Here is an 11,596-nt window from a genome sequence, read left to right on the forward strand (position 1 = left end):
TGGAAACAGGAGATGCGCGATGGGACTCCGCTTTTTTTCAGACAAAAACAGGCCCGTTCATATGGGGGGCTATCCGCTGGAGCGTCTGGAACGCCGCACCGGGATGCCAGATCTGTCCGCCGTGCCCGCGATGGCCGCGCTGAGCTATCACCGGCCTGAGAATCCCGAAAGCATCGTCAACGCCATGGGTGAGTTTCAGGCGATGATGGATGCGATCCGGGACGGATTCGTGAACCCGGCGATGGCGGAAATTCCGGTTGACCCGCAGGAGCGTGCCGACCATCTGAAAGCGTTCGGGTATTTCAACGATGCGTCGATGATGGGATGCGGCCCGCTGCCTGCTGAGGCCATGTTGGGCGAATCCCGACGCAATCCGGATATCGACCGGTTGGCCCACGCGCTGAAGACCCGGCAGACCAAAACGCTGGCCTCGGGTATTGACGTGATCATGGCGGACCTCAAGGAAAGCATGGAGGCCGAACCAACCACCATCGATGGTCATCGCCATGCCATCGTGTTCCTTTACGAACATCACCGAGACCATGAACCGAATGAACCGGGGTCGGATTGGATCGGGGATGCACAAGCCCATCGTGCCTGCTTGCTGGCGACAGAAAACGCCGTTGTCATCGCCAATTACATCCGTTTGCTGGGATTTGACGCGCGGGCGCACACGGCGACGTCTTCGGATGTCGATCTGGGCAAACTAGCAGTTGCGGCAGGATTGGTATCGGTCGAAGACGGGGCCCTTGTCGCGCCGTGGCTGGGAACACGGTTCGGGCTGGCGGCCGTGACCACCGAAATGGAGATCGCCCATGACAGCCCTCTGGTGACTATGGGCGATCAACCATGGTTCCGTACTCAAGGCCCGGCCTGGTGGCTGGGTACGGGGTTTGCCAAAAACGCCCTGAACCTCGATCCCTACGCCAAACGCCGATACATGGACGGCGCGCATCCGTTCGAAAGGCTCAAACGGGTGGATGACCCCACCACTTATATTGACGAGGCCAACGTCGCGCGCGTGCCCAAACGCGCCGACATGTTTGCCCGGGCACAGTTTGGCGACATGGGTAAGGCGCTGCAGGACGGGGCCAAGGGCGGGCATTACGCACGCAAGGCCGCGCCAAGTTTTGCGCAACGCAGGGCGCTGGGGGCGTTTGTCCTGTTGCAGGACGGCGAAAGCGCTGAGGTCCCCGAGCCCACTGATGCCATGCGCAACGCGGCTAATATCAAGGCTGCAACCTATTTTCTGGGTGTCGATGCAGTCGGCCTCAGCCGCTGTCCTGACTGGGCTTGGTATTCGCACGACGCCACCGGAGAAGAGATTGTGCCGCCTCATGATCAGGCCGTCAGCATGATCATCGATCAGGGCTATGAGACGATGGAAGGCGCGTCTGGCGACGACTGGATCAGCGTTGCCCAGTCCATGCGGGCCTATTTGCGGTTCTCCCTGCTTGGCGGAGTGATTGCGCAGCAGATCCGCAATCTCGGCTACAAGGCCAAGGCGCATACGGTGATGGATGGCGAAGTGCTGCAGCCGCCGCTTCTGCTGCTAAGTGGATTGGGCGAGGTCAGCCGCATTGGCGAGGTTATCCTGAACCCCTATCTGGGACCGCGCCTCAAATCAGGTGTTGTGACAACGGACATGCCGATGAGCCATGACAAGCCCATCGACTTTGGCCTGCAGAAGTTTTGTGAAGCCTGCAATAAATGCGCGCGCGAATGCCCGTCGGGCGCGATCACCGCCGGGCCAAAGCTTATGTTCAACGGCTACGAGATTTGGAAATCAGACAGTCAGAAATGTGCCACTTACCGGATCACGACGCCGGGTGGGGCAATGTGCGGCCGATGCATGAAAACCTGTCCCTGGAACCTCGAAGGTATTTTCAAGGAAAGTCCTTTCCGCTGGGCGGCGATGAATATCCCCTCGACCGCGCCTGTGCTTGCGAAACTGGACGATGCAGTCGGCAATGGAGGACTGAACGACACCAAGAAATGGTGGTGGGACATCGAATTGCAGGCAGACGGTGCCTATCGACCATCGGTGCATCCACTCAATCGGCGCGACCTGCAAAAGGATCTGGACCTGAAATACGAGGATCAGACCCTTGCCGTCTACCCGGCCTATCTGGCGCCGCACCCGTGGCCCTATCCGTTTGCGATGGACCGTGAGGCCGGGATCGCTGCTTATGAGGCGATGGTGACGGCGGAAGAGTACAAATCACGCATGGCTGCGGGCGACATGTCCGTGGTGCACCGCTATCAGATTGCAGGTGATGCCCCTGTGATGCGGGTTGAACTGACCAAGGTCGATAAAATGACAGCGGATGTCAGCAAGTACGAATTTTCGGCCATAAACGGCGCATCGCTGCCGGAATGGACTGCTGGGGCGCACCTGGACGTGTTGGTGGCCCCGGAATTTCTGCGTCAGTACTCGATGTCCGGCGATCCGTCGGATCGCAGCAAATACCAGATCGGCGTTCTGCGTGAGGATGACGGGCGTGGCGGGTCTGCTCTGCTGCATCGGATATTTGACGAAGGTCGCAGGGTTTTCATCTCGAAACCGATCAACCACTTCGATTTGGATGAAAGCGCAGCCAAGACGTTCCTGATGGGTGGGGGCATCGGTATCACCCCGATGATTGCCTTCGCCCATCGCCTGCACGCGCTGGGTAGGGAGTTTGAGCTGCACTATTCCTCGAGCACGCGCCAATCGGCAGGATACCTGGATGATCTGGCGGCGATGCCATGGGCAGATCGGGTCCACTACCATATTTCGGATGAAGGTACCCGTGCCGAACTGGATGCGATCCTGTCAGGGTATCAGGATGGCTGGCACGTCTACACTTGTGGACCGGACCGGTTCATGGACGGCGTAATTCTGGCGGCGGAACGGCAGGGCTTTCCGGATGAGGCGCGGCATCTGGAATATTTCTCGGTTCCGGAACAGCCGGAATACGAAAACCACCCCTTCCGGCTGAAACTGGGCCAGTCGGGGCGTGAACTGGAGGTTCCGGCCGACAAGGATGCCGCGCAGGTGTTGAATGAGGCCGGCATCCACGTGGATGTCAAATGCGCCGACGGGATTTGCGGCGTCTGCAAATGCGGCGTTGTTTCCGGCGAAATCGAACACCGGGACTTTGTGCTGTCGAAGAAACAGCGCGAAGGTGCGATCATCTTGTGCCAGAGCCGCGCGGCAGAGCCGGACGGGGTAATCGAAATCGATCTCTGACAATAGTTCGGAAACGACATTCCGGATTAAAAAAATAGGTCGCTCCTGCCATGGACGCGCGGGGGTTGCTGCACTAACGTCCATCCAAACCCCAGTGAACCCTGACCAACAGGCGCGAGGTAAAATCATGGACTATCATAGCCCAGCCAGCTTTGCCGAGGCATCGGCTCTGGCTGCGAACGCAACGGGCATCACCCGCTTTCTGGCGGGGGGCACAGACGTTCTGGTGCAGCTGCGCTCGGAACTTGTGACGCCCGACACACTGATCGATATCAAGAAAATCAATGGTGTATCGGACATCACCCGCAATGCCGACGGCAGCTGGACGCTGGGCGTCGCGGCCACCGGCGCCGAGATGAGCGAGCATCCCGAACTTGGTCGCGACTGGCCCGGCGTGGTCGAGGCCATGGATCTGATCGGGTCGACGCAGGTGCAGGGGCGCGCCACGCTGACCGGAAATCTGTGCAACGCCTCGCCAGCGGCTGATTCCGTTCCGGCCATGGTGGCGGCCGGAGTGTCTGTTACAGTGACCGGCCCGGATGGAACCCGTGAAGTCGCGGTCGGGGATATCCCCACCGCACCGGGACGCACTTCACTGGCCAAGGGCGAGCTGATTTCAGCGGTCAACATACCTGCGCGTGGCAAGAATGGCGGTGATGCCTATCTGCGTTTCATTCCGCGCACCGAGATGGACATTGCCGTGGTCGGCGTTGGCGTCAACCTGCGACTGGACAGCGATACGATCGCCGAAGCCCGCGTGTCACTGGGCGCCGTTGCACCAACTGTCTTGCTGGTGGAAGAGTGCGCCAATGCCATTGTCGGCACCACATTGGACGATGCGGCGCTTGATGCGCTGGCCGCCGCGGCCTCTGCCGCCTGCAACCCGATCGACGACAAACGCGGCACCATCGAATTCCGCACTGAGGTCGCTGGTGTTCTGGCCAAGCGCGCCGCAAAAATCGCCTATGCCCGCGCAAAGGGAGAATGAGCCATGAGCAAGTTCCACGTTTCCACGACCGTTAACGGAGATACGGTCGAATATCTCTGCGATCCGCGCGAAACCCTGCTGGATTGCCTGCGCGACAAGCTGAACCTGACCGGCGCGAAAGAGGGCTGCGGCACCGGCGACTGCGGCGCATGTTCGGTCACGGTTGATGGCCGTCTGGTCTGTTCCTGCCTGATGTTGGGGGTCGAGGCCGAAGGCAAACAGATCGAAACGGTCGAAGGCATCGCCGAAGGTGACATTTTACACCCGCTACAGCAGAAGTTCATCGAACACGCGGCCCTGCAATGTGGGATCTGCACACCCGGTGTTCTGGTCGCCGCCAAATCGCTTTTGGAAAAGAACCCCGACCCGACCGAGGAAGAGGCGCGGTACTGGCTGGCAGGCAACCTTTGCCGCTGCACCGGATATGACAAGATCATTCGCGCCGTGATGGATACGGCTGCTGAACTGCGGGAGGCTTCGTAATGGCACTCGACGATCGCAAATCGGACTTCAAATTCGTAGGAACGCGCCCCGACCGCCCCGATGGGTTGGACAAGGTGACGGGCCGCGCCAAATTCGGGGCTGATGCCTATGCGCCCGGTATGCTTCACGGGGCCATCCTGCGCTCGCCCCATGCCCATGCACGGATCGTCAGGATCGACACGTCCAAAGCCGAGACACACAAGGACGTCAAGGCCGTGGTCACGCGCGCCGACTTCTCGGACAAGGTGCCGTTCCTGCCCGGGATGGAAGGCGAATTCTGGAACGTTCTTGAAAACGTCATGGCCGGTGAAAAGGCGCTGTATGACGGGCATGCGGTGGCAGCTGTAGCTGCGACTTCGGTGCTAGCTGCGCGGGACGCGCTGAAACTGATCGAGGTGGAATACGAGGTTCTGCCGCACGTCACGGATGTGGACAAGGCGATGCAGTCTGACGCGCCGGTGATCCGCGAAGGGGCGGCGGATTATTCCGTGCCTGAGGGCATGCACCCGAACGTGGTTCGCTATCACGAAAGCGGTCACGGCGATGTCGAAGCAGGTTTTGCCGAGGCTGACCTGGTGCTTGAGGACAGTTTCACCACCGAGGCGACCCATCAGGGCTATATCGAACCCCATGCCTGTCTTGCCACGCTGGGCACTGACGGCAAGGGCGAGCTGTGGTGTACGACACAAGGACACTGGATCGCGCAAAAGACCTGCGCCGCTCTGCTGGGGATGGAAACCTCGCAATTGCGCGTGACGGCGTCGGAAATCGGCGGCGGCTTTGGTGGCAAGACCACTGTGTTCATCGAACCCGTGGCACTGGCGCTGTCACGAAAGGCCAATCGCCCGGTCAAGATCGTGATGAACCGCTCTGAGGTGTTCCGGGCCACCGGGCCGACGTCCTCGGCGTCCATGGACGTCAAGATCGGGATGAAGAAGGACGGCACCATCACAGCCGCTCAGGGCATCTTCCGCCTGCAGGGCGGGGCGTTTCCGGGCGCACCGGGTGAATTCACCGCCATGTGTGCCTTCGCGCCATATAACCTGACCAATGTTCGTCAGGTGGGTTATGACGTGATGACCAACCGCCCGAAACAGGCGGCGTATCGCGCGCCGGGCGCGCCGATGGGGGCGTTTGCGGTGGAATCCGTGCTGGATGAACTGTGCAACAAGCTGGGCCTAGATCCTGTCGACGTACGCCTGAAAAACGCGGCGCACGAAGGCACCAAGGCCAGCTACGGCCCCCGGTTCGAACAGATCGGTCTGGTTGAAACGCTGGAGGCCGCAAAGGCCCATCCCCATTATTCAGCGCCGCTGAAACCAGGGCAGGGGCGTGGGATTTCCTGCGGCTTCTGGTTCAACCACGGAGGCGAAACATCCGTATCATTGGCCCTGTCCGAGGATGGATCGGCGCAGCTTATGGTTGGTACGCCCGATATCGGTGGTTCGCGCGCTTCGATGGCGTTGATGGCGGCCGAGGTTCTGGGCGTTCCCTACCAGAATATCCGCGTCACCGTCGCCGACACTGCCACGCTGGGTTACAACGATGTCAGCCACGGCAGCCGTGTGACCTATGCCAGCGGTCTGGCCACGATCAAGGCGGCACGCCATGCGGTTGAACGCCTGTGCGAACGGGCAGCGGCCAAATGGGGCATTCCGGTCGATGCGGTGAAATGGGAAGACGGCTGTGCCGTGCCTTCCGGCCCGAATGCAGGCGATTTCGATCCGATGCCACTGGCCGACATCACCGCCGACATGGGATCAACCGGCGGCCCGATCTCGGGCCATTTCGAGGCAACCCCGGAGGGCGCCGGCGTGTCCTTTGGCACCCATATCGTCGATGCCGAGGTCGATCCGGAAACAGGCAAGACCTCGGTTTCCCGCTACACCGTCATTCAGGATGCGGGTAAGGCGATCCATCCGACCTATGTCGAAGGTCAGTACCAGGGCGGTGCCGCGCAGGGCATCGGTTGGGCGCTGAACGAGGAATATGTCTATGGCGATGACGGACGCCTGCAGAACTCGATCTTCCTCGACTACCGCATCCCTGTCGCAAGCGACCTGCCGATGATCGACACGGTGATTGTCGAAGTGCCCAATCCGGGCCACCCATTCGGCGTACGCGGCGTCGGCGAAACCGGTATCGTGCCGCCGCTTGCGGCCATCGCCAATGCCGTATCCAACGCCGCTGGCGTGCGGCTTCGCCAACTGCCCATGTCACCGCCCCGTATTCTGGCGGCGCTCAAGGACAATGGTTGAGGTCCACCTCTGGTCCGGCCTCCGGTCTCTGACCGGGGGCCGGGAGGTTGTGACGGTTGAGGCAGGCACCACCGGCGAATTGCTACGCGAACTGATCAAAGCCTATCCGCAGTTGCAGGGCCCGGTTGATGCCGGTGTCTCAATCGCCATTGACGGCCGCGTCATCGCAACCGGCCTGACCGAACCGATCCCTGAAGGCAGCGAAGTTTACCTGATGCAGCGCCTGCGCGGTGGCTAGTGCCTTGCGTTTTCTCCTCAGGCAGCGATTCGGACTTGGTGGGGATTCGACCGCAATCTTGCTTTCCGGGCGGGGTAAGCGGGAAATTTCCTAAAAAAATCCGTTCCTGAAAATTTCCGCTTAGAATTGGCCTTCTGAGCGTCTGGCTACCGCGTTTAAAGAGCTGTCAAAATAGTCGTGATATTTCTGCTTGTTACACGTGGGCTTCGCGCTAGTTCCAAGAGAAAATCCAACGGCAAGCTTGCCCGGAACTCAGCCCTGATAGGCAATTTGCTGCGGCTACGGGAATGCCCTAATACCCTGCGGTCGTGGAAAACGGTATAGATGATTCAACGGGTCACCATTCACAGATCCGGACACCCCCAAAAAGGGCTGACCTCTACCCCCTCGGTCAGCCCTTTAATTTTTTACAGGCTTTGATGCACAACGACTTTATACGTTCTGGTTTTCCCTATTCGTGACGGGCTTGACCTTTAGCGTCATGAAAAGGTCTGCCAAGAGTGGAATAGCGGTAAAACACAGCGGCGTTGAGACGCCTGTCACAGGGGCTAACGCAAGCGATAGAAACCATGTCTGGACAGTTAGAGATACTCATACAGCGAAATTTTGCGCACACTGTTCTGGTGCTTGCTATCTAGTCGCTCTGTGGGGATTTGGTGGAGCCTAGGGGATGCGGTCTTGAGGTGATAGGTTGCAATAAAAACAATAGCTTATTCGTACATGAGTTCTTGCGCTGTAACAACCCAATGTAACACTTTTCGATCATCTCGAGGTTGGGGATTGTGTGTCGCGCCAATACTCATAGTTTCTAAGTCGAGGGCAACAACTCGACAAAAAGATGAGCAAGTAAGGTGACTAGCTTGGCGTAAACATTCAACGTCATAAGACACCCTCAGCAGAGCGAGATTACCGCGGCTATTGGTAACGGTGATGGTGTAAGAAACATCGCCGGACGTTTCGCTGGTGTGAGTAAGAGTTCCATCCATCGCTTCTGCCAGATTTATCTTTCCGAGAACGAGGAGGTGCTGGCCATCGAAATGCGGGAGTGCGTCAAGAGCGCGTTGTCCGATGCTGATATGCTGCTGCAGGCGGCTATGCCGCTCTCCGCCAACCGCAAACTGGACAACTATGACAAATTTCAGCGCTTACTTCGATGCGAGGTTTCGGAAACTGATTGCGTAACGCAACAACAATGCAAGGACTTGTACTCTACCAATCTGGAAAACGTGTCGTGAAATAGCTGGGGAGCCGAACTGCAAACAGCCGTTTCAGCGTGGATCTTAAGACAACGCCCACTGTTATTTTTGCGGGGCTTCCGTCCTCTGGAGAGTAGCCAATCGCTTTCCGTGTTTCAGTGATATCCCAGCGCATACCTGGGTTATCTGACATTAGGTTCAGGGCTGCGAAGGAAATATCCTTGGCATCTATTGCGGCGCGCATTCCGCTTAGAAAGTCCCGATCGCTCAGCCACATTTCCTGACCCCACCGGCCCATCGCCATGTGTGTGCCGGGTTGGTTGTCGTGAGTCCATTGTGTCCAGCCGATGCGCAAGCAGATGACCGACAGTCCGTGATGCTCAGCGAAATAAGCCCCTGCCCGTTCACAGAATAGCTTTGACATGCCGTAGGCGTTTACTGGCCCTGGTGGTGTCGTGCTGTTGAGCACCTGATGCGTGAACCTTTTGTCGCCGTGAACCCAGTTGGAGCTGGCAAGAACCACGCGGCTGACGCCCATGGCTGCCGCATGGTGATAGAGAGAAAGCGTTGCATCCATATTGTGTTTGATCGCGGAGGCCCAAGTGGCGGAGGGCTCTCGGTCACCAGCTAGATGCACGATAACGTCCACTCCCTTAAGCAAACTGACCCAACTGCTGTCGTCGGACAGGTCTGCGGTGTGAATGTCGGGATGATCAACGGGGCGAATGTCGATGCCAGAAACGGTGTAGTCGGGGTCGCTTTCTAGCGCGTCAAAAAGTTTGCGGCCGAGATGCCCACCAGCGCCTGTAATCAGGACATGCATGACAGGAATTCCTTGTTGTTTGCGAGTCCCAATGGCATTTGGGATGCATCTTCCTCCGCCAAGACGCGGAACGTCTGCCGAAAATTCAGCGTTTCATTCGGTGCGAGGTTGCGTGCCGGGGAGTGCCACTCCGCTTCGCAATAGGCGTAATCGCCCGAGTTAAAGACCTCAAACGGATAGTCGTGTGCAAATTGATCGCCCTGTTGAGGTTCTGGTACTGAACACATCAGCAGAGGGCCATCAGCGCCGCACCGCGCCACTGTACGTCCGTTTGGGTTCGGTAGCCCGACCTTGAATTCCTGCTGTCTGTTGCAATCCACGACAGTGCTTTTGCCGTGCGTAGCTATCATCCCTTCGGAAGAGCCAAAAACAGGATAAAACGCGGGGTCTTCCAACTCGACACCGATCTTGGCAGGGGTGTTAAGCATCATGACTGACCAAATGCCAGTGAGGCGAGAGGAGGTCCCATGGTTGACCACGATGTGTTCTATTTCCCAGCTTTCCGCCGAGGTCAGCGTGATGCGGCGCGACACTGACAAGTGCGAGGTCGGGCATAATGCGCTGGTCATGTCGATGCGAGTGCTGCTTCTCGAAGTGATCTGATAGGGGCCGCTGTCCAACACGGGAAACGGAGCGCCGTTTACCCAGGATGCATCCGGGGCGATCCAAGTTTTCTCGCCGCCCCAGAGTGGAAAACCAAATTGTGGAGAGCGTGTGGGCAGATCAGTAAGCCGTGTGTCATCGACATCCAAACCGTCGAGATCTGCGTTTTGAAATAGGAGGGAGCGACCTTGGAAGTTTATATCCCATAAGCGGCCCCCGATGCCGGGCAGGAGTGTCAGCTGCAGATCGTTTTGCTGCAGGTGAAGAACGCTCCATCTGTCCAACATGTAACCCCCTCCTATCGGTTTCCCGGCGCGATAGAATGCACCGGGACAATCGCTTAGGTGTGCTTGAACTGGACGACGTTCTCGGCAGTGATCGGCATAACCCCGGTTTCAACGCGCTCGGGTAGAGGATTGATGCCAGCCGCCTTCCAATCGGGCAAGACCTTCAGCGCGTCAGTGTTCTGCCAATGCATCATGTGGAAGGCGAGAAAGATCTCAAGATAGGATTTCTGAGCCACTGCGCCGTGAATTGTGCCGTCTTCGATATAGGGAAGCATATCATCATTTCGGTCCATCGCGACGATCTTGATGTCCTTGCGTCCCGCCTCATTGACGGCAATTGCAGCGCCTTTGCCGCTGTCGCCGTCCGTGCCGCCAATTCCAACAATATCCGGGTTCGCCTGAATTGCCTGAAGGTAGGCTGTCGGCGCATAGGACGGGTCGGCCTTGTCGTTGACTACGTCGACCACTTCGATATCCGGGTATTTCTCGGCAAAGATCTGTTTGTACCCCTCGACCCGCTCCAATGTGGAGGGGGCTGGGAAAGTGCCGAGGATAACCTTGCCCTTACCACCAATCGCTTGCGCGAGCATTTCGCCGCCGACACGTCCTGCCTGAACGCCGTTGATACCAAGGAATGTGGACCGGGGACTGTCGGGAATATCACCGATACAACATGTGACTGGAATGCCCGCCTCGACCGCACGTTCGACGCCAGGGGCCAGAGTGGCCGGATCGCCGGGGAAGATAAGGATTCCTGCGGGACGTCTTGCGATCAGCTCGTCCAATTGGCGTGCTTGTGCTGCCGTGTCGAAATCCAAGGGGCCCGTGAATGTGGCCTTGATGCCCATCAGTTCCTCAAGGTCTTCCATTGCATTTCGATAGTCCACCCAGAACGGCACCTGCGTGACGATGGACAGGAAAACATACTCTTTGCCGGCCGCTTGCGCCATGGCTTCTTTGGACAGCATGGGCAGTCCGAACGCTGCGGCCAATCCAGCAGTGGTGCCCGCTGTCAGCAGCCTGCGCCGATTCACATTCAATTCAGTCATCGTAGTCTCCCTGTTTTGGATCTTTGGTTGTTGTTGAATTTTGGAAAGCTTCGGGATTAGCCCCGTTTGCTTCGGATCAGCATGTCCAAGGCGACCGCTGTAACGAGTACACCGCCGATGACGATCATCTGCCAGTAGATCGATACAGCCAGCATCGTCATAGTGTTGTTGATCAACGCAACGAAAACGACGCCGAGGAAAGCACCAAGAATAGTACCTTCGCCGCCGCGTAGGGATGCGCCACCGATGACAGCCGCTGCCAGAACCTGAAGTTCGATACCGTTTCCTGCCGTGGGCGTGCCGCTCATCAGACGGGAGGCCAGCAATACACCCGCCAAAGCAGCCAGAATACTGATCCTCCCCCTCTGAAGTGGTCCGCCGTTATGGTTAAGAAAATGGAGGAACCACATGGCGAACAAGCGACCGAAGCCGGAAGAGA

Annotated in this window: 10 protein-coding genes; 6 read left to right on the forward strand and 4 right to left on the reverse strand. The window is 58.3% G+C overall.

Features of this window, described 5'->3' with window-relative positions:
• The first annotated feature begins 19 nt into the window (after positions 1-19).
• The 6 genes from ACR0NA_RS19770 to ACR0NA_RS19795 all read left to right on the forward strand — a co-directional run bounded on the left by ACR0NA_RS19770 (position 20) and on the right by ACR0NA_RS19795 (position 8,434).
• On the forward strand, positions 20-3,232 hold the full coding sequence (locus tag ACR0NA_RS19770) for a reductive dehalogenase (RefSeq protein WP_480731961.1): 3,213 nt from the start codon (positions 20-22) through the stop codon (positions 3,230-3,232).
• Positions 3,233-3,359: 127 nt separating this feature from the next.
• Positions 3,360-4,220, forward strand: a complete 861-nt coding sequence (locus ACR0NA_RS19775) for an FAD binding domain-containing protein (protein WP_480731963.1) — start codon at positions 3,360-3,362, stop codon at positions 4,218-4,220.
• 3 nt (positions 4,221-4,223) lie between these two features.
• On the forward strand, positions 4,224-4,703 hold the full coding sequence (locus ACR0NA_RS19780; RefSeq protein ID WP_480731965.1) for a (2Fe-2S)-binding protein: 480 nt from the start codon (positions 4,224-4,226) through the stop codon (positions 4,701-4,703).
• A complete protein-coding gene (locus tag ACR0NA_RS19785) occupies positions 4,703-6,961 on the forward strand; it encodes a xanthine dehydrogenase family protein molybdopterin-binding subunit (RefSeq protein ID WP_480731967.1) in 2,259 nt (752 codons plus the stop codon). The genes ACR0NA_RS19780 and ACR0NA_RS19785 overlap by 1 nt, the downstream gene beginning before the upstream one ends.
• A complete protein-coding gene (locus ACR0NA_RS19790; RefSeq protein ID WP_480731969.1) occupies positions 6,954-7,199 on the forward strand; it encodes a MoaD/ThiS family protein in 246 nt (81 codons plus the stop codon). The genes ACR0NA_RS19785 and ACR0NA_RS19790 overlap by 8 nt, the downstream gene beginning before the upstream one ends.
• A 965-nt stretch (positions 7,200-8,164) precedes the next feature.
• Entirely contained in the window at positions 8,165-8,434 is a 270-nt protein-coding gene (locus tag ACR0NA_RS19795; RefSeq protein ID WP_480731971.1) for a hypothetical protein, read from the forward strand.
• Here ACR0NA_RS19795 and ACR0NA_RS19800 read toward each other — a convergent pair.
• The 4 genes from ACR0NA_RS19800 to ACR0NA_RS19815 form a co-directional block, all read right to left on the reverse strand.
• Complete coding sequence (locus ACR0NA_RS19800) at positions 8,409-9,218, reverse strand: NAD-dependent epimerase/dehydratase family protein (RefSeq protein WP_480731973.1); 810 nt, start codon at positions 9,216-9,218, stop codon at positions 8,409-8,411. The two genes, ACR0NA_RS19795 and ACR0NA_RS19800, sit on opposite strands and share 26 nt — an antisense overlap.
• Positions 9,206-10,108: a hypothetical protein gene (locus ACR0NA_RS19805; protein WP_480731975.1), complete on the reverse strand. Its 903-nt coding sequence runs from the start codon at positions 10,106-10,108 to the stop codon at positions 9,206-9,208. Before ACR0NA_RS19805 ends, ACR0NA_RS19800 begins: the two co-directional genes overlap by 13 nt.
• 53 nt (positions 10,109-10,161) lie before the next feature.
• On the reverse strand, positions 10,162-11,157 hold the full coding sequence (locus ACR0NA_RS19810) for a substrate-binding domain-containing protein (RefSeq protein ID WP_010437236.1): 996 nt from the start codon (positions 11,155-11,157) through the stop codon (positions 10,162-10,164).
• A 56-nt stretch (positions 11,158-11,213) separates the two neighbouring features.
• Positions 11,214-11,596, reverse strand: a 383-nt coding sequence (locus ACR0NA_RS19815) for an ABC transporter permease (RefSeq protein ID WP_480731978.1), incomplete at its 5' end; no start/stop codon positions are given.

The organism is Ruegeria sp. C11 (assembly GCF_056537725.1).